The 19572-nt window shown below is 41.3% G+C and carries 22 protein-coding genes and 1 other annotated feature; all 22 genes read left to right on the top strand.

Annotated features, from left to right (window positions below; genetic code table 11):
* Positions 1-13 precede the first annotated feature (13 nt).
* Positions 14-1213, top strand: coding sequence for an aminotransferase-like domain-containing protein (locus INF28_RS07380; protein ID WP_226392827.1), 1200 nt, complete (start codon positions 14-16; stop codon positions 1211-1213).
* 1 nt (position 1214) lies between these two features.
* Complete coding sequence (gene trpS, locus INF28_RS07385) at positions 1215-2216, top strand: tryptophan--tRNA ligase (RefSeq protein WP_226392828.1); 1002 nt, start codon at positions 1215-1217, stop codon at positions 2214-2216.
* Positions 2217-2269: 53 nt separating this feature from the next.
* On the top strand, positions 2270-3379 hold the full coding sequence (locus tag INF28_RS07390) for a glycosyltransferase family 4 protein (RefSeq protein WP_226392829.1): 1110 nt from the start codon (positions 2270-2272) through the stop codon (positions 3377-3379).
* A complete protein-coding gene (wecB, locus tag INF28_RS07395) occupies positions 3366-4490 on the top strand; it encodes a non-hydrolyzing UDP-N-acetylglucosamine 2-epimerase (protein WP_226392873.1) in 1125 nt (374 codons plus the stop codon). Before INF28_RS07390 ends, wecB begins: the two co-directional genes overlap by 14 nt.
* Positions 4491-4575: 85 nt before the next feature.
* A complete protein-coding gene (locus INF28_RS07400) occupies positions 4576-5172 on the top strand; it encodes an RsiV family protein (RefSeq protein WP_226392830.1) in 597 nt (198 codons plus the stop codon).
* 70 nt (positions 5173-5242) lie between these two features.
* A complete protein-coding gene (locus INF28_RS07405) occupies positions 5243-5896 on the top strand; it encodes a flavin reductase (RefSeq protein ID WP_226392831.1) in 654 nt (217 codons plus the stop codon).
* 22 nt (positions 5897-5918) lie between these two features.
* On the top strand, positions 5919-6317 hold the full coding sequence (locus INF28_RS07410; RefSeq protein WP_226392832.1) for a DUF3783 domain-containing protein: 399 nt from the start codon (positions 5919-5921) through the stop codon (positions 6315-6317).
* 50 nt (positions 6318-6367) lie between these two features.
* Positions 6368-6445 (top strand) — a sequence feature (ribosomal protein L21 leader region).
* 14 nt (positions 6446-6459) lie between these two features.
* On the top strand, positions 6460-6768 hold the full coding sequence (gene rplU, locus INF28_RS07415; RefSeq protein ID WP_226392833.1) for a 50S ribosomal protein L21: 309 nt from the start codon (positions 6460-6462) through the stop codon (positions 6766-6768).
* 40 nt (positions 6769-6808) lie between these two features.
* Positions 6809-7069, top strand: coding sequence for a 50S ribosomal protein L27 (gene rpmA / locus INF28_RS07420; protein ID WP_226392834.1), 261 nt, complete (start codon positions 6809-6811; stop codon positions 7067-7069).
* Between the two features lie 62 nt (positions 7070-7131).
* Positions 7132-8406: a GTPase ObgE gene (gene obgE / locus INF28_RS07425; protein WP_226392835.1), complete on the top strand. Its 1275-nt coding sequence runs from the start codon at positions 7132-7134 to the stop codon at positions 8404-8406.
* A gap of 121 nt (positions 8407-8527) precedes the next feature.
* Entirely contained in the window at positions 8528-8920 is a 393-nt protein-coding gene (ylxM, locus tag INF28_RS07430) for a YlxM family DNA-binding protein (protein ID WP_226392836.1), read from the top strand.
* A gap of 24 nt (positions 8921-8944) precedes the next feature.
* The gene (gene ffh, locus INF28_RS07435; RefSeq protein WP_226392837.1) at positions 8945-10303 is read left to right on the top strand and encodes a signal recognition particle protein; all 1359 of its coding nucleotides are present in this window, start codon (positions 8945-8947) and stop codon (positions 10301-10303) included.
* A gap of 66 nt (positions 10304-10369) precedes the next feature.
* Positions 10370-10612 carry a 30S ribosomal protein S16 gene (rpsP, locus tag INF28_RS07440; RefSeq protein ID WP_226392838.1) on the top strand — a complete coding sequence of 81 codons (243 nt, stop codon included), beginning with the start codon at positions 10370-10372 and terminating at the stop codon, positions 10610-10612.
* Positions 10613-10634: 22 nt separating this feature from the next.
* Positions 10635-10862, top strand: coding sequence for a KH domain-containing protein (locus INF28_RS07445; RefSeq protein WP_226392839.1), 228 nt, complete (start codon positions 10635-10637; stop codon positions 10860-10862).
* A gap of 88 nt (positions 10863-10950) precedes the next feature.
* Positions 10951-11451: a ribosome maturation factor RimM gene (gene rimM, locus INF28_RS07450; protein ID WP_226392840.1), complete on the top strand. Its 501-nt coding sequence runs from the start codon at positions 10951-10953 to the stop codon at positions 11449-11451.
* On the top strand, positions 11451-12191 hold the full coding sequence (gene trmD, locus INF28_RS07455; RefSeq protein ID WP_226392841.1) for a tRNA (guanosine(37)-N1)-methyltransferase TrmD: 741 nt from the start codon (positions 11451-11453) through the stop codon (positions 12189-12191). Before rimM ends, trmD begins: the two co-directional genes overlap by 1 nt.
* A gap of 128 nt (positions 12192-12319) precedes the next feature.
* Positions 12320-14545, top strand: a complete 2226-nt coding sequence (locus INF28_RS07460) for a hypothetical protein (protein ID WP_226392842.1) — start codon at positions 12320-12322, stop codon at positions 14543-14545.
* A gap of 2 nt (positions 14546-14547) precedes the next feature.
* Positions 14548-15180 (top strand): nicotinate-nucleotide adenylyltransferase, encoded by a 633-nt coding sequence (gene nadD, locus INF28_RS07465; RefSeq protein WP_226392843.1) that lies wholly within the window; start codon positions 14548-14550, stop codon positions 15178-15180.
* Positions 15181-15188: 8 nt separating this feature from the next.
* Positions 15189-15803 carry a bis(5'-nucleosyl)-tetraphosphatase (symmetrical) YqeK gene (gene yqeK / locus INF28_RS07470; protein WP_226392844.1) on the top strand — a complete coding sequence of 205 codons (615 nt, stop codon included), beginning with the start codon at positions 15189-15191 and terminating at the stop codon, positions 15801-15803.
* The gene (locus INF28_RS07475) at positions 15800-16681 is read left to right on the top strand and encodes an LCP family protein (protein ID WP_226392845.1); all 882 of its coding nucleotides are present in this window, start codon (positions 15800-15802) and stop codon (positions 16679-16681) included. The genes yqeK and INF28_RS07475 overlap by 4 nt, the downstream gene beginning before the upstream one ends.
* Before the next feature lie 16 nt (positions 16682-16697).
* Entirely contained in the window at positions 16698-17057 is a 360-nt protein-coding gene (gene rsfS, locus INF28_RS07480; RefSeq protein ID WP_226392846.1) for a ribosome silencing factor, read from the top strand.
* A 43-nt stretch (positions 17058-17100) separates the two neighbouring features.
* The gene (leuS, locus tag INF28_RS07485; RefSeq protein ID WP_226392847.1) at positions 17101-19572 is read left to right on the top strand and encodes a leucine--tRNA ligase; all 2472 of its coding nucleotides are present in this window, start codon (positions 17101-17103) and stop codon (positions 19570-19572) included.

Below are 19572 nucleotides of genomic sequence, written 5' to 3' on the forward strand. Positions count from 1 at the left end.
GAGATCAGATAAAATGAACGATATACAGACAAAATTTTCAGATAAGGTAAAACATTTGGAAGCATCGGCTATCCGAGAGATTTTTAAGATTTTGGCCAAACCTGGGATTATTTCTTTTGCTGGTGGCGCACCAGATCCGACTTTGTTCCCCAAAAAGGAACTCTCAGAAATTGCCGCAGATGTTTTGCTGAATCAGGGGGAGATCGCTTTACAGTATGGCGTGACAGAGGGATATGCTCCCCTTCGGCAATGGGTGAAAGATCGTTTAACCAGGCAGGGAATTTTAAACGGGCAAGACGAAACCATTATTGTCAGCGGAGGACAGCAGGGAATTGACTTGGCATCTAAATCTTTGCTAAATCCTGGTGACGGCGTAGTTTGCGAAGAACCTAGTTTTATTGGAGGATTGAATTCTTTCCGTTCCAATAATGCAGAAATTTATGGTGTGCCAGTACAGGAAGACGGCTTGGATACGGACAAGCTGGAGAATTTACTGAAAGAGCATTCTAATATTAAAGTGTTATATACCATAGCGACGTTCCAGAATCCTTCAGGAATTACTATGTCGTTACAAAAACGTAAAAAGCTTCTAGAACTTGCAGAACGTTATGACTTTATTATTTTTGAAGATAATCCATACGGCGATCTGCGTTTTGCCGGTGAAGATGTGCCAACCATAAAATCGATGGATCATGACGGACGGGTGGTTTATCTGGGATCCTTTTCCAAAATTCTTTCTCCTGGGCTACGACTTGGATTTGTAAGCTGTGACCCTGCACTAATGGAGAGAATGATTATCTGCAAACAGGTTCAGGATGTACATACCAATGTTCTTTCCCAAATGATTGCATATGAATTTGTAACGCGTTGTGATATTGATGCCCATATTGCAAATCTCCGTCAGGTTTATGGAAAAAAATGTCGTTTGATGATGGAATGTATGGATCGGTATTTCCCTGCATGTGTGAAGCATACTTGTCCGCAGGGTGGACTGTTTTTATTCTGTACGATGCCGAAACAGTATGATAGCAAAAAGGTAATGGAAAAAGCATTGGAAAAGGGAGTCGCTTTTGTGCCTGGGGCGACAACGATGATAGATGCTTCTGCGTCTTACAGTACCTTTAGAATGAATTATTCCACGGCTTCTGAGGAAGAAATCAAAATCGGAATTCAGACATTGGGTGAAGTTTTAAAGGAGATTGTGGGGGAATAAGATGAGTGATAAAAAACGTATTTTAAGTGGGATTCAGCCTTCCGGTCCATTGACTCTGGGAAACTATGTTGGAGCGCTTCGTAATTGGGTAGAACTACAGAAGACAGATGAGTATGAATGTTTTTTTATGCTGGCGGACATGCATACCATTACGGTGAGGCAGACCCCCAAGGATTTCCGAAAAAACGCCATGGATCTTTTGGCACTGTTTTTGGCTTGCGGATTGGATCCTGAAAAAAGCCCAATCTTTTTCCAATCCCATGTTCCTGCCCATGCCCAGCTGTCTTGGGTTTTGACATGTAATACTTATATGGGTGAGCTTTCGAGAATGACGCAGTTTAAGGATAAATCACGTAAGCATTCTGGTAATATCAATGCGGGCCTTTTTACCTATCCTTCGTTAATGGCAGCTGATATTTTGCTTTACCAGGCAGATTTGGTTCCAGTGGGAGAAGATCAAAAACAGCATTTAGAACTTACCAGAGATTTGGCAAATCGTTTCAATAATGCATACAGTGAAACTTTTAAGGTGCCGGAAGGATATATTCCCAAAGTAGGTGCGCGAATCATGAGCCTTCAGGATCCGAGCCAGAAAATGTCGAAATCAGACCCAAATGAAAACGGCTATATTTTGATGCTGGACGATCCGGATGTCATTGTTAGAAAAATTAAAAGAGCGGTTACTGATTCTGGATCCGACGTATGCCGCGGCGAAAACAAAGCGGGTATTGAGAATTTGATGAATATTTATTCGGCTGTCACTGGAATGTCCTTGGATGAAATAGAAAGAAATTTTGCCGGTAAAGGATATGGAGATTTTAAAAACGCTGTGGCTGAAAGCGTTGCAGAAGCGCTTCGACCCATCCAGAAACGTTACCATGATTTAATGGCAAATAAAGATTATCTGGAACAGGTATATCGAAGGGGCGCGGAGATTGCTTCCCGGACAGCAGGGAAAACACTTTCTAAAGTTTACCGTAAAGTAGGATTTATTCAGATGTAACAGGCTCCTTGGCGGGGCTTTCCGTACCATGCGGGAATACAGGAGGAAATGCTATGCTTTTCAATAACAATCTTTATGTTTTTTTGGCCTTGGCTGTTGCTTTCTTAATTTCATTTGCTGCAACGCCAATGGTCATTTCTCTGGCACATAAAATTAATGCGATTGATGTTCCAAAAGATGCCCGGCGGGTTCATACTAAACCGATTCCGCTGATCGGCGGATTAGCCATTTTTTATGGTTTTATTGTCAGTGTGCTTTGTTTTGCTACGATTGACCGTGAAACCATGGGGATTTTAATTGGCTCCGTCATCATTGTCACGGTAGGCGTGATTGATGATATGATGGATATGAAAGCAATCGTAAAATTGCTTTGCCAGATTGTGGCAGCAGCGGTGGTCGTTTATTCCGGGGTTCGTATTGAACATTTTGCAAATCCGTTTTCCGGATGGTTTGGACCGCCGTATATTGTTATGAATTACTGGATATCTGTTGCAATAACCATGTTCTGGATTGTCGGTGTCTGCAATGCCGTTAACCTAATTGATGGATTAGATGGACTTGCGGTTGGCGTTTCATCCATTGCTTCTATGTCTTTGCTTGCGCTGACCTTAATCAGTAATAATTCAAATGTTGCTATCCTCACAGCCGCAGTTGCAGGTGCAGGCTTTGGCTTTTTGCCATATAATTTTAACCCGGCCAAAATATTTATGGGAGATACCGGGGCATTGTTTTTGGGCTTTATTCTGGCATGTATTTCCGTACAAGGCTTTTTAAAATTATCGGCACTCATTTCTTTTGCAGTTCCGATTTTGGTTCTGGGCCTTCCTATTTTTGATACGATGTTTGCTATTATCCGTCGACTTTTGACTGGACGTTCTCCCATGTCCCCTGATCGCGGACATTTGCATCACCGGCTTTTGGATATGGGGTTTTCTCAGAAGAAAACGGTTGCGATTTTGTATACTATGACTGCTGCTTTGTGCCTAACGGCAGTGGTGATATCCATTAAAGGTTATATGCGCGGCCTTTTGCTGATTTTTGCTGTTCTGCTGATTATTTTAGTTTCGCTCCGCTTAATGGGAGAATTAAAAGATCCAGCACAGCACAGTGATTATATCAATGATTTATCTGCTATGGAGGAAAAAAATGATGAGCAAAATTAAAGTGATGACCATTTTCGGCACCCGGCCGGAGGCAATTAAAATGGCCCCCCTTGTAAAAGAATTGGAACGGCATTCCGATAAAATTGATTCCATTGTTTGTGTAACGGCACAGCATCGCCAAATGTTGGATCAGGTATTGGAAATATTTTCTATTCTTCCGGATTATGATTTGAATATTATGAAGGAACGCCAGACGTTGGTCGGAATTGCTACCCGTGCTTTGGAGGGACTGGATCAGGTTATGAAAGAAGCACAGCCAGATTTGGTTTTGGTTCACGGGGATACTTCTACAACATTTGCGGGCAGTTTGGCGGCCTTTTATAATCAGATTGCGGTAGGGCATGTAGAAGCTGGTTTACGAACTTATGATAAATATTTTCCCTATCCCGAAGAAATAAATCGCCGAATTACCGGTGTGATAGCAGATATGCATTTTGCCCCTACGGAACGAAATCGTCAGAATCTTCTTCAGGAGCATACTGACCCCAGTACAATTTATGTGACGGGTAATACTGTCATTGACGCACTGAAAACAACGGTACGTAATGATTATGTGTTTAAGGATGAAGGCCTCCGTTCCATGCATTGGGATACCAAACGTGTCATCGTTATGACGGCACACCGCCGTGAAAATTTGGGAGAACCTTTGCGAAATATTTGCAATGCTGTGCGGGAGCTGGTGGAGGAATTTGAGGATATTGAAGTGGTATATCCGGTTCATTTGAATCCGGCTGTTCGTGAAACTGCATATGAAATTCTGGGCGGCTTGGATAGAGTGCGGCTGATCGAGCCGGTGAATGCGGATGAGCTGCATAATGCCATTCAGCGCGGCTATCTTGTTTTGACAGATTCGGGCGGTTTGCAGGAGGAAGCACCTTCTTTAGGGAAACCGGTTTTGGTACTTCGTAATGAAACAGAACGGCCTGAGGCTGTTGAGGCAGGGACGGTCAAAATCGCAGGCGTACAAAAAGAGAATATTGTGAAATTGGCACGAGAATTGTTGACAGATGAAAATGCTTATCGAAAGATGGCAAAAGCGGTCAACCCTTATGGTGACGGATTTGCATCTGGACGTATTGTAAAGGCAATTTTGGAGAAATTTATAAAGTAGAAGAGCCTTTACAGACAAATGTCTGCGCCAAAATCATAACTTAGAATTTTCTGAAAGGGCGAGGCTCTGGAAAGGAAGTGATTCTATGCGTTGGAACGGGCGGAAAGCCTGGGCATACTCTTCCACAGCCATCGTCCTTTTGTTATGTACGCTTTTTGTTGGAATGTGGTATGCGAATGAAAGAATGTTTGATGAGATGGAAACAAAAAATTATATGGAAGCGCAGCCGGTACAGGATGTTTTTGAAGCTTCATTACCAGAAGAAACAAATGTTTCTTCAATTGAAGAACAACGGTATTGGAAAGGCACATTGGCTTCGATTGTACTGAAAAGTCCTAATATATGGACGGCGTGTGTTTGGAATCTTGAAACGGGAAAACAGGTGCCGCTGTATTCTCTTTTGGCTTTTTCTACAGAGGCAGAAGCAAGGGAATATATCCTTACTTCATTTATAACCTTAATTAACGAGGAACCAGACCGCTATTATCAGGATGCGGTGAATTTGCTGAAAGGTTTGGTAGATCAAACAGGATATTATGTTACCGAAGATGGCTTGACAATGTTTTTTAATCCTGGCATATTAGGGCCGGAAGAAGAAGGTGTAGTTGATGTGACAATAACGTATCAGGGAAATCCAGAATTATTTTCCTATAATTTTCAGACAGGAGAGAAAAAACAGTAAAAAAATGCAAGAGTAATCCTTGCATTCAATAGAAAATTATGCTAAAATAGAAACAGTTAGGGGGGATAGTATGGATACGACGGTATTATTTGATTTAAGTTATGGAATGTATCTTTGCGGAAGTGTAGATGCTGAGGGACGTAAGGCAGGGTGTATTGCAAATTCGGTTTTTCAGATCACCGCGGAGCCCATGACAGTTGGAGTTTCACTTCACAAAGATAATTATACTGAAGCCTGTGTGCGTCACAGCGGTTATTTTACGGTGTCTATTCTTTCAGAACAGATACCGCAGGAAATCATTGCCCAGTTTGGATTTCAATCCTCAAGAACAACGAATAAATATGAGAGATTGGAATGTCAAATGGTCGGATCTGGCTATCCAGTAATAAAGCAACATGTCCGGTCATGGATTTTGTGCCGCGTGGTGCAAGAAATTGATGTGGGTACTCATACGTTGTTTATTGGTGAAGCTGAGGATATGGGACGCTTGCAAGATGAGACGCCCATGACTTATGCTTATTATCATATGTACAGGAAAGGCAAGACAGCAAAAAACGCTCCTACTTATGTAGAAACTCCTGTGGAGCAGCAGGATCAAAAACACTATGTATGCGAAGTATGTGGATATGTTTTTGAAGGTTCTCCAGAGGAATTTGAAGCTTTGCCTGTGGATTGGAAATGCCCGGTTTGCAAAGTAGGGAAGGAAAAATTTTGCTTGCGTTAAGGTAGCTGAGGAGGAGAAGTATATGAAACCAAAAGTATTATTATATCAGATACCGATCGAAAAAGCAAAAGTGCTAGCACAGGCTCTTTCGGCTATGGGAATTCGTACTTGTCAGGTTGCAGCATCTGATATTGATCAGAGCGTTGGCTATTTGGCGGGTGCAGATGGGTTTGAAAGAGAGGAAACGAATACACAAAACGAAGAAAATACAAAATTATTGGCTGGAGAATTATTGGTCATGTGCGGCTTTTCGCGTATGCAGTTTGAAATGTTTATGAATTTTCTTAAACGGAAAAAAATTTGTCCTGGAGCAGTGAAGGCAATGCTGACTGACACCAATAAAACTTGGACTTTTTCTCGCTTGGTTCGTGAGGTAAATGCCGAGCATCTTTACATGTCTCAGCAGAAAAACAAAAAGTAGAATAAAAAAATTTAAAATATATATTGACAAATTTTCGTGATTGTGATATAGTAGTTCGGTAACCGCACAGAATAGGTTTGAAGTTTTCCACTTTGGAAACACCTCTTTTGGCGAGTCTTGGGTAATAGGAGGGATTACGAATATGTACGCAATTATTGAAACCGGCGGTAAGCAGTATAAGGTACAGCAAGGCGATGTTGTTTTTGTTGAAAAACTTGATGCAGAAGCCGGAAGTGATGTTACTTTTGATAAAGTGCTGGTAGTTGGCGGTGATGATTTGAAAGTGGGCGCCCCCTATGTAGATGGCGCAACGGTTACCGCTACAGTTGCAAAGCAAGGTAAGGCAAAAAAGGTCCTTGTTTATAAATACAAGCCTAAAAAAGGGTATCATAAGAAACAGGGACATAGACAGCCTTATACCAAAGTAGAAATTACTGCAATTAATGGTTAATTGTTTGTTTTGAAGATGGCTGTAAAGGAGTGAAAAAGTTATGGCTCATAAGAAAGGTATGGGAAGTACCAAAAACGGTAGAGATTCTGAGTCCAAACGTCTTGGTGTAAAAAAAGGTGACGGACAGGCCGTTTTAGCTGGAAATATTCTGGTTCGCCAGAGAGGTACTAAAATTCATCCTGGAATTAACGTCGGCAAGGGCAGTGATGACACACTGTTTGCTTTGATTGACGGTCGGGTGAAATTTGAGCGCAAAGGCAAGGATAAGAAGCAGGTATCTGTTTACGAAATCGCTCAATAATAGAAACATGATTGGGGCGGACATCAGTCCGCTCCTTTTTCGTACAGACAGGAGGAAGATATATGTTTTCTGATTTTGCGAAAATTTATATTAAAGCTGGAGACGGCGGCAGAGGTGCAGTCACTTTCCATAGGGAAAAATATATTGCTGCCGGCGGCCCGGACGGCGGGGATGGCGGCCGGGGCGGAAACGTAGTCTTTGTTGCAGACTCTAATGTAAATACATTAATGGATTTCCGTTATAAAAGAAAGTATATTGCTGAATCTGGAGAAAATGGACGTGATGCGAAACGAAACGGAAAAAACGGCCGGGATTTGGAAATTAATGTGCCTGTAGGTACATTGATCCGCGAAGAAAAAACAAATTTGGTTTTATGTGATTTAAAAGTGGATAAACAGCGATTTGTTGCCGCAAAAGGCGGAACGGGAGGATGGGGAAATACGCATTTTGCGACCGCGACCAGGCAGACACCCAAATTTGCAAAATCAGGGACACCTGGTGAAGAATATGATGTCACTTTGGAACTTAAAATGATTGCCGATGTGGGACTGCTTGGGTTTCCTAATGTGGGAAAATCTACCTTTCTTTCTATTATCAGCGATGCGCGTCCAAAAATTGCAAATTATCACTTTACAACACTGAGTCCAAACCTTGGCATGGTAGACTTAGGTGATGGTCATGGTTTTGTAGTCGCAGATATTCCAGGAATTATTGAAGGCGCCCATGAAGGTGTTGGCCTTGGCCATGCTTTTCTGCGTCATGTAGAGCGAACCCGGTTGCTTTTGCATATTGTGGATGTTTCCGGTTCTGAGGGGCGGGATCCAGTGGAAGACTTTTTGACGATACATCGTGAATTAAGACTTTATAGTGAAAAATTGGCCGAGAAACCTCAAATTATTCTTGCAAATAAGGCGGATATCCCCGGATTTGAAGAGAATTATTATATTTTTAAGGAAAAAATGGAAGACATGGGATATCCTGTATTTCCCATTTCTGCCGCAACCAAACGAGGAATACCGCAGGTTTTGCAATACACATGGAAACGGCTTGCTGAGATCCCTAAGGATATGGGAGACGAGAATTACGAAATGTATGATCCGGCACTGTATGCTCAAAAAGAGGGGATAACGGTGAAACAGGAAGGGGAAATGTTTGTTGTGGAAGGACTGCCGGTCCAAAAGCTGGTTGGGTCGACCAATTTTGATGACTATGAATCCTTACAATATTTTCAACGGTCGTTAATACGGATGGGCGTGATCCGTATGCTTCAGGAAGCTGGCGTACAAGAAGGAGATACGGTACGTATGTATGGTATAGAATTTGATTTTATCCTGTAAATTTTATTAAAAAAAGGAAAAAACTCTTGACAACTAGAGGAAAATAAGGTAGAATATTATATTGTGTAAAGGAAAATTGCTTTACAATGTGAAAATCTAGAACGCTAAGAAGGAGTGTACGATGAAAGAGCCGTTAGCTGCTGAACATATGGATAAAAATGTAGAAATTTGTCTGTTATTCTCTTTCTATCGCAATATGCTTACGGACAGGCAGGCGGAATGCGTGGATCTTTATTATAATGAAGATCTTTCGCTTTCAGAAATTAGTGAGCATCTAGGTATTACCAGGCAAGGTATCCGTGATAACATTAAACGTGCGGAGCATAGTTTGCTGGATGTTGAGGGTAGACTTGGCCTTGCACAACGTTTTCTTCAAATCAAGAAAAAACTTGCCTATATTGATGAGCTGATTCGTGATATTGAGCAATCTCCTAATGTTCGTTATTTATCTGATGATATCAAACGAAAAATAAATGAAATCCTTACGATTGTTAGCCAAATCAATGAAGAATAGCATAAGAAAGACGGAGGTGCGGTAATGGCGTTTGAAAGTTTGGCGGATAAATTACAGAATACCTTCCGCAAACTCAAAGGAAAAGGAAAAATTAGCGAAAAAGATTTAAAAGATGCTATGCGGGAAGTGAAACTTGCATTATTAGAAGCAGACGTTAATTTTAAAGTTGTCAAAGATTTTGTGCGTCAAGTCTCTGAACGTGCGTCTGGCGCTGAGGTAATGGAGTCGTTAACGCCTGCACAACAAGTGATAAAAATTGTGAATGAAGAATTGGTTCGGCTGATGGGCGGGACGGAACAAAGGCTTTCCATTTCTTCCAAGCCGCCGACGGTAATTATGATGGCAGGACTGCAGGGTGCCGGTAAAACCACCACTGCGGCCAAACTTGGAGGATTGCTAAAAAAACAAGGAAAACGTCCTTTGCTTTGTGCTTGTGATGTATATCGCCCAGCCGCGGTGAAACAGCTTCAGATTGTAGGAGGAAAACTGGATTTGCCTGTTTTTGCCGAAGAAGGATGTACGGATGCAGTGAAAATTGCTAAAGACGGCTTAGCCCATGCGCTTGCGCATGCTAATGATATTTTGATTATTGATACTGCTGGTCGTTTGCATATTGACGAGGCGCTGATGAATGAGCTCAAAGAAATAAGCAAGGAAGTCAAGCCTACAGAGATTCTTCTTGTTGTTGATGCTATGACTGGTCAGGATGCTGTAAATGTTGCCGATGCTTTTAATAAGGAATTGGAGATTGGCGGGGTTATTCTTACAAAATTGGATGGTGATACCCGTGGTGGCGCCGCATTGTCTGTGCGTGCAGTTACCAATAAGCCAATTAAATTTTGCGGTATGGGTGAAAAACTTACGGATTTGGAGGTATTTCATCCTGATCGTATGGCTTCCCGTATTTTAGGCATGGGGGATATGTTAAGTCTGATTGAAAAAGCGGAACAGGCTTTGGATATGAAAAAAGCCGAAGAACTGGAACGCAAACTTCGGACACAGCAGTTTACCTTTACAGATTTTTTGGATCAAATGGAACAGATGAAAAATATGGGGCCTCTTCAAAATGTTTTGGGTATGCTACCGGGTGTGAACGCTGCAGCACTGAAAAATGTGGATGTGGATGAAAAGCGACTGGCCCGGATTGAGGCAATTATTAAAGCTATGACTCCACGTGAACGAGATTTGCTGGATAAGTTGACTCCTTCCCGCAAAGAGAGAATTGCGCGAGGAAGCGGCACTGGAATGAACGAGGTGAATGCCTTGATAAAACAATTTGAGCAGATGCAGAAAATGATGAAACAGCTTTCTGGTGGAATGAGTAAAAAAATGAAGAAAAACAGGGGCTTTTTTGGAAAGATGCCGGGAGGATTTCCCCGATAATTGTTTTGGAAAAGAATAAGACGAGAGTCTAAATCTATATAGTAATTTATTTTTGGAGGTTTTAAAATGGCAGTAAAAATTCGTTTGAGAAGAATGGGTGCGAAGAAGGCGCCTTTTTATCGTGTTGTGGTCGCAGATTCTAGATATCCTAGAGATGGACGCTTTATTGAGCAGGTGGGAACTTATAATCCTATGACCGACCCATCTACATCTGAGTTTGATGCGGAAAAGGTTCAAAAATGGATAAAAAATGGTGCACAGCCTACCGATACGGTAAAACGTCTCTTAAAAGAAAAAGGTATTATCTAATCCTGTATAGGGAGGTATGGTCATGCGTGAGCTTTTGGAGTTTATCGCAAAATCAATGGTGAATCACCCGGAAGCTGTAGAGGTAACTCTAACGGAAAAGGAAACTTCTATCGTTTTGCAGCTGCATGTCGCAGAAGATGATATGGGCAAAGTAATTGGAAAGCAGGGCAGAATTGCCAAAGCGATCCGCACTGTTATCAAGGCTGCGGCAAGTAATGAAAGTAAAAAGGTCATTGTTGATATCGTGTAATACAGCCGTATGGCAAAAGAGGCGCGTGTTTTTTCGCGCCTCTTTTATCTTTAAAATCCGGTTTAGGACCGGTAGATAGGAGACAAGTATGAAACAGCAATATCTTGAATTAGGAAAAGTCGTCAATACGCATGGAATCCGCGGAGAAATAAAAATCCAGCCATGGTGTGATGACCCGAACCTTTTTGACCAGCTTTCTTATTTTTATATTGATGGTGTACGGTATGAAATCAAAAAAAACCGCTTGCATAAAAATTGTGAAATTGTTTTGGTTGAAGGGATTACCAATATAAATCAAGCTGAGCTTTTAAAAAATAAAATTGTCACGATTGAACGTGAGATGTTGGGTGCATTGCCGGAGGGAACTTATTATATTGCTGATTTAATAGGACTTTCCGTACGCACTAAGGATGGGCAGACTCTTGGCAATATTGTTGATGTGCTAAAAACAGGAAGTAATGACGTTTATATTTTGGACAAGCCAAAGGAAAAACCAATTCTGATTCCTGTCATTGATCAGGTTGTGAAAGAGGTCAATATTGACGGTGGCTTTGTCACTGTGGAATTGATGGAAGGACTGATTGACTGATGCGTTTTGATATACTGACGCTTTTCCCGGAAATGTTTGAGGCTGTTTTAAACAATAGCATTATCGGACGGGCGCAGGCAAAAGGAATTATAGACTTGCAATACATTCAGATACGTGATTTTGCGTATAATAAGCATCGGAAGGTAGATGATTATCCATACGGCGGCGGCGCGGGAATGGTGATGCAGGCGGAGCCTATTTTTCAGGCGTATGAAAGTGTGTGTCGCAATTTGGACTATAAGCCCAAAACGATATATTTATCTCCGCAGGGAAAGGTTTTTCGCCAGAGTACAGCAAAGCGATTGGCCAAAGAAAAACATTTGATTTTGCTGTGCGGGCATTACGAAGGTGTTGACCAGCGTGTATTAGATGAGATTGTGGATGCGGAGATTTCGCTGGGAGATTTTGTATTAACAGGTGGGGAGATTGCTGCAATGGCGGTCGTAGATGCGGTAGCCCGTATGATTCCGGGAGTGCTGAAAAGTGCAGAAGCATTTTCAGAAGAATCGCATTTTCATGGACTTCTGGAATATCCGCAGTATACACGACCTGAAATATGGCATGGTAAATCGGTACCGGAAATCCTCTTGAGTGGGCATCACAAGAATATAGAGGCCTGGAAACGCGAAACTGCCATTCGTACTACATTTCAAAAAAGAAAAGGTATGCTTGGACGTGCATCTTTGAGTGATGAGGAGAAAAAAATGGTAAATGAACTCAAAAAAACACAAAACATGTGAAAACATGGTTGTAATTCTTTTAAAATTATGGTACAATATGAATAATAATGTCTAAGTGAGAATAGACTCTTGTACAAAAAACAGCGGCATTATATAGTAAATTCACATGAGAAAGGCAGTGAAGTTTCATGAAATGTCCCAGGTGTGATATCAGTTTGCCAGATAATACGGAGGTTTGTCCTCTTTGTCACACTCCGCTAACAACAGGCAGACAAGATGGAGAGAACAAGGAGAAATCTGTCCACACACCGGTTGCTCAGGATACCGGCCGGTTCTCTGCCATAGATCCATCAAAGGATACCTATGACTTTGATCTTCAGTATACCTTAACTTTTAAAGATGCCGGAGAGATCCGGCAAGCCATTGCCGATATGGAACTCGGTATTGGAAAGGACCACGCAGAAGAGCTTTTGCATCCAGAAAAGGCTGCTGCTGCGGTCGAAAAGAAACCGGAGCACCGCCAGCGCACCCGCGAAGAGATGGAGGAAGCGGCACAGCGTGCGGCTTTGCGCCGGGAACGGCGTAACAAGCAAAGAAAGGGTGGACACAATTCAGGAAAAAGGACACATGTTGTCCGTATGAGCAGAACGGAAAGAGAAAAGGCGGCAGCGCTTCGCGCTGCAAAGGCAAAATCGGAGCGTTCCCCAGAAAAATCGATGAAAAACCGCCGGTTTGTATTTAGTGCTGGGGTGGCTGTTATTGTTGTAGCAATTATCATTGGAGCCATTAACCTGTTTGCGGGTATGATAGACGGCGATGTACACTATCCGACTGTTTACACAAAAAATAACCAGCTTTATATGGTTTACGATAAAAAACCGCAGCAGCTGAGTCAGAATTTCATTAGTGCCTATGCGGCACCGAAACCGACGGCTACTGCTACCACGAAACCTTCCAGTACGCAGAAGCCAAAGACAGAGGATCCTAAAAAATATAAAAATGAAACTGCAACGGAAAAACAGTTGATTTCAGTTTCAGCAGATGGTCTATACACTTTCTTTTTGGAAAATGTAGATTTAAATAATGGCTGTGGAGATTTGGTATATTATCAAAATGATACACCAAAAGAACGCACTGTTATTGCCTCTTCTGTATATTATAAAACAGTAATCAGCAAAGATGGGAAATCTGTTTTATACCTGAAAAATACAGATGAAACCGGCTATCATGGTGAACTTTGCTATTGGAATGCTGCCCAGAAGCAAGAAGTTTCTGTTGAGCAAAATATTTGTTCGGAGAATTTTGTATTTACGCAGGATGGGCTTGCTGTTTTATATATCAAAAATTTTAACCCTATTGTCAATACGGGAGATTTGTGCGTACGCTCTTTTGCAAAGGATGCCTCTCAGGAAAACAAGGTTATTGATGAAAAAGTCGCCTTTGTTTTCGGAAGTACGCCTAAGAGTAACATTTATCTATATGCAAAAGATTATAACACGGAAACCGGAGTATATAACCTTTATGTTTTGAAAGAAAATGAAGCCCCAGCGGTGTATGCGGAAAATGCGTTTTTGCCTCCTGTCATTTTAGAAAAAACAGAAGGAATTTATGCTTACAGCAATTACCATGATAATTTCCAAACCATTAGTTATATTGATTTTGCCACTGGGCAAACCAATCAAATGGCTGAAGATATTACACGGATTGAGCGTGTCCGCAAGGATGAAGGTGCGGTGATTTATACAAAAACATACGAAACCAATAAAAGCGATTATTATTATATTGCAGCATCGGAAACAGCCTCTCAAAAAATAGCGAACGCTGTGGTGGAAGTTCAGGAAAATCCACAGGGGAAAATTTTATTTGATGCAAGCGATGATTTTTCACGGATTGCATATATTGGCGGTTATGATGAAGAAAATTGTAAAGGAGCTCTCTTTACTTTAAACATTATTAATGGCTATGCTGGCACAGAAAAGCGGATTTCTGATGATGCTTATAGCTGCGATGTTTCAGCAGATGGTGCTATTGTGCGGTTTGCGTCAAGTTATAACCGTGATGCCGGAACCGTTAATTTGGTTTCCTATTCCAATTCTAATACTGTAACACTAACTGAAGGTGTAAGTGCGGGAGCATTTACCTATGATAAAATAGGTGAAGCTATGGTTTATGCAAGAAATGTTCAAATGACGCCAACAACTTCGGGAGACGTTGAGTGTGTGAGCAGTAAAGGAAAAATTCGTCAGGTAGATACGGGCGTTAACTCATATGGATTAAAACAGGATGGAACGATTTTGCTGCTGAAAAAGGATGGTGAAGGAGAAAATCCTGTAGGAAAACTTTATTATTCAAATCAAAAAGGCAGTAAGATTCGGTTGATGGATGAAGGCGTCAGTGCAGTGGTATTGTATTAAAAATGACAGAGAAAAACATTGGAATCATGGGCGGGACATTTGACCCGCCCCATATGGGACATTTGGTTATGGCAGAATATGTACGGGAAGCACTTTCGCTGGATGAAATTTGGTTTATTCCAGTAGGAAAAATCCCGCATAAGGATAGCAGCCATACTGCATCGGCGAAGGACCGACTGGCAATGGTACGGCTTGCTGTAGCAGATAATCCGTATTTTACCGTGAATTCTATTGAAGCAGATGTACCTGAATATAGTTATACCTGTGAAACTTTGGAAAAGTTGAAACAGCAGTTTCCGGAATATTGTTTTACATTTATTGTTGGAGCCGATTCTTTGGATTATATGGAGCGCTGGAAAGAGCCGGAGCGTATTTTTCGTGCCTGCACAGTTGCTGCGGTGCATCGAATGGGTTATAGCAATGAAGAGACAGGACGTAAGAAAGCAGAACTTGAAAAACGTTATCATGCCGTGATTTCCATAATTTCGGTACCTTGTATTCAGATCTCTTCTACGGAAATTCGAGAAAGAATTTCCGTAGGGCTTTCCGTTCGATATTTGGTGCCTGAAACGGTTTTGCAATACATGGATAGACATTTACTTTACAGAAAGAATTTTACGGAGATAAAGAGGTAATAAGGGTCATGATGGAAACAGAAAAAATATGCCGTTATTTGCAGTCTATGTTAAGTGAAAAGCGATACCGTCACTCTTTAGGGGTTGCAGAGGAAGGAAAAAGACTTGCCCAGTACTATGGTGCAAATCCGGAAAAAGCATATTTGGCAGGCTTGGTGCATGACTGTGCTAAAGAAATTGATTTTGGTCAGGCAGCGGAATTGTTGCGAAAACGATACGGTATTACCCCTGATAGTATATCGGTACAGCAGCCTAAATTGCTTCACGGTCCTCTAGGAGCTTGTGTGGCACAAAGTGAATTTGAGATCTATGATCCTGAGATACTGGATGCCATTCGCTATCATACCACAGGAAAAGCCAATATGAGTTTACTTGCAAAAATTATTTATATTGCAGATTATATTGAGCCTAACCGTGAATTTGATGGTGTGGATCAATTGAGATCAACGGCTTATTCCGATATTGATCAGGCCATCATAGACGGACTGGATTTTACTATTTGTGATTTAATAAAGAAGCATTTTACGATTCATCCTGATACAGTGCATTGCCGCAATGATTTGCTGATGGCACGGCAAAAACTTAGGAAGGATGAGACACAAAACGGAAAGGAGTATTTATGAGAATAAAATCTCCCCTTCGGTTTACGATTTTAATTGTTACAATTTTGATTGTAATCTGGATGTTTTATAATTTTATTATTGCTTTGCAGACAGGTGAGAAATTCAGCTTTTTTGGTAACGGTCTCAGCGAAAATGTACATACTTTTGTTGTTGCCGGTGTAGACGAGGACGGTTATAGAACGGATCTTATTTTACTCTGTCAGGTGAACCGAAAGGATAAAAAGGTTTCGGTGCTTCAAATTCCCCGTGATACGAAGATAGATAATAAACGAAATGATAAAAAGATTAACTCAGCGTATTATTCCGGTTTTGATGTCATGAGTGGTGAAATTGAGCAGGTAACGGGTTTAGAGCCGGAAAATTATGTTATGGTTGGATTTGATGGCTTTTGTGATATCGTGGATGCCTTGGGCGGTGTTACTGTTGATGTGCCTATTCGGATGCAATATGATGATCCCGCACAAAATTTAAAAATAGATTTACAGCCAGGAAAACAGAAATTAGACGGCGAACAAGCGGAAATGTTTATGCGGTTTAGAAAAAATAATGATGGGACAGGATACCCTGAAGGTGATGTGGGGCGTTTAGCTGCACAGCAGACATTATATGATGCTGTAGCTGATAAACTGCTATCACCGGTGGGATTGTTCCGGGCTCCGGCGGTTTTATCTGCTGTAAAAAAGAATACAGAAACAGATTTTTCCGGATTTGAAATTTTTGGAATAATGAAAGATGTAATGATAATTGGAAAGGATAATATTGAAATATTTACACTTCCTGGACAGGGAAAATATATTGGCAATATTTCTTATTTTGTTCATGATAAAGCTGCAACCCAGCAGTTGATACAGGAAAATTTTGTTTTAGATGAGGAATAAATAAAGGAGTTAGAACATGGCTTGTGAAAATAAAACCGTAAACATCATTTTTCAGGTGTTAGACAGTAAAAAAGCAAAAGATATTGAAGTCCTCGATGTACGTGGGTTGACAACGTTGGCTGATTATTTTATTATTGCAACAGGAGGTTCTGACCGACAGGTCCAGGCCTTATGTGATCATGTAGAAGAGGAATTGGAAAAACAAGATGTTTTTCCTGTTAATAAAGAGGGGTATCGTTCTGGAGAATGGGTTCTTCTGGGATATGATGACGCTATTGTGCATATTTTTCAGCAAGAACCCAGAGATTTTTATGATTTAGCACGAATTTGGAAAGATGCTGTATCTGTTGATATGTCCGATATTGCTGTACAGTAGTTTTTTAAAACAGATTTAAATAGTTTGAACGGAGGAAGGTCCAATGAGATACGATTTTAAAGAAATTGAAGAAAAATGGCAAAAAAAATGGGAAGAAGAAAATGCTTTTCACATGGAAGAGGATGCTGAAAAACCTAAATATTATGCTTTAGAGATGTTTCCTTACCCTTCTGGGAATCTGCATATGGGACACGTCCGTAACTATTCCATTGGGGATGTAGTTGCGCGTTGTAAAAAAATGCAGGGATATAATGTATTACATCCTATGGGATGGGATTCTTTTGGGTTGCCAGCAGAAAATGCGGCGATTAAACATGGCACTCCTCCTGCCGAATGGACCTGGTCTAATATTGATAATATGCGGCGGCAGTTAAAGCGCTTGGGCTTCAGTTATGATTGGGAGCGTGAAATTGCAACAGCGAAGCCTGATTATTATAAATTTACACAGTGGATGTTTTTGCAGCTTTATAAGCATGGTTTGGCTTATAAAAAGAAATCATATGTTAATTGGTGCCCTTCCTGTCAAACTGTTTTGGCCAACGAACAAGTTGTCAACGGAAAATGTGAGCGCTGTAAAAGTGAAGTCGGGAAAAAAGACTTGGAACAGTGGTTTTTTAAGATTACTGATTATGCGCAGCGTTTGCTAGATGATATTGATAAGTTGTCTGGTTGGCCGGATAAAGTAAAGGCGATGCAGGCAAACTGGATCGGCCGCAGTGAAGGTGCGGAGATGAAGTTTCAGATTGCAGGCAGTGATCAGTTTTTAACTGTTTATACAACACGGCCGGATACTATCTTTGGTGTTTCCTATATGGTTATGGCACCGGAACATCCTATGGTGGATCAACTGATCTCCGGAAAACCAGAAGAAGAAGCGTGCCGAGCCTTTATTAAAAAGGTGCAAACGCAAAGCGAAATTGTGCGTTCTGCTACCGATACGGAAAAAGAAGGCGTATTTACAGGCTGTTATATGATCAATCCTTTTACCGAAGAGAAAATACCGCTATATCTTGCAAATTATGTCTTTTTGGATTATGGTACTGGTGTTGTCATGGGTGTTCCGGCACACGATCAGCGGGATTTTGATTTTGCTAAAAAATATCATCTTCCGATTCGAATTGTGATTCAGCCAGAAGGTCAGAATATGAAATCGGAAGAAATGACAGAAGCTTTTGCTGCGGAAGGTATCATGGAAAACTCGGGCTGCTTTAATGGGTTGAGTAATCGGGATGCCCTAAAGAAAATGATTGCTTATGCTGAAGAAAAGAGAATTGGTCAGAAAAAAGTTAATTTCCGTCTGCGTGATTGGCTGATTTCTAGACAGCGTTATTGGGGTGCACCTATTCCGATTGTTTACTGTCCACATTGCGGCACGGTGGAAGTCCCGGAGGAGCAGCTGCCTGTTTTGCTTCCAGAGAATGTTAAATTTACGGGACAAGGAAAATCTCCGCTTAGCGAATGCCCTGAATTTGTGAATACTGTTTGTCCAAAATGCGGTGCTCCGGCGCAAAGGGAAACCGACACGATGGATACTTTTGTATGCTCATCATGGTATTTCCTGCGCTACACAGACCCGCACAATGATAAAATGCCATTTGATAAAGCAAAGGCAGATTATTGGATGAATGTTGACCAATATATCGGTGGTGTGGAACATGCGATTTTGCACCTATTGTATGCACGCTTTTTTACAAAAGCGCTGCACGATTTTGGCTATATCGACTGCGAGGAGCCATTTGCCAATTTGCTGACACAGGGCATGGTACTGAAAGATGGAAGCAAGATGTCCAAATCGGTGGGCAACGTGGTAAGCCCCGAAGAGATTATTGCAAAATACGGTGCTGATACAGCTCGTTTGTTTATTCTTTTTGCCGCCCCGCCGGAAAGAGATCTTGATTGGAATGACACGGCTGTGGAAGGTGCATACCGCTTCCTAAATCGTGTGTGGAGAGCGGTTGATGAATTAACTCCATATCTCTCAGAGGAACCGCTGGATAAAAACAGTTTAAATGAAAAAGAGAAAAAGCTTCGTTTTGCGGTGCACGCTTCCATAAAAAAAGTAACAGAAGATTGTGCCCGTTTCAGTTTTAATACAGCCATTAGTTCTATTATGGAAATGGTTAATGCTTTATATGTTTATAAAGAAAATACCAAAACGGCGGAGTATCATTCTGCACTTTTGACAGAAGCTGTAGAAAATTTGATTGTTCTGTTATATCCATTTGTTCCGCATATTGCAAGTGAACTGTGGGAAATCAGCGGCAGAGAGGGAAAGCTTACGGAGCGTGCATGGCCGCAAGCGGACATGGAGGCATTGCAGGTCAATGAGGTGGAAATTGTGATCCAGATTAATGGGAAAATACGTGAAAAAATGATGATTTCGCCCGAGGCTTCCCCGGAACAAATGAAGGAGACCGCCCTTTCAAATGAGAAAGTACAGGCTTTGATTGCAGGAAAAAGCATTGTAAAATGTATCGCTGTGCCGAAAAAATTGATTAATATAGTTGTAAAATAA

Origin of the sequence: Ructibacterium gallinarum, assembly GCF_014982785.1 — a bacterium.
In the GTDB taxonomy this organism is placed as follows: domain Bacteria; phylum Bacillota; class Clostridia; order Monoglobales; family Monoglobaceae; genus Ructibacterium; species Ructibacterium gallinarum.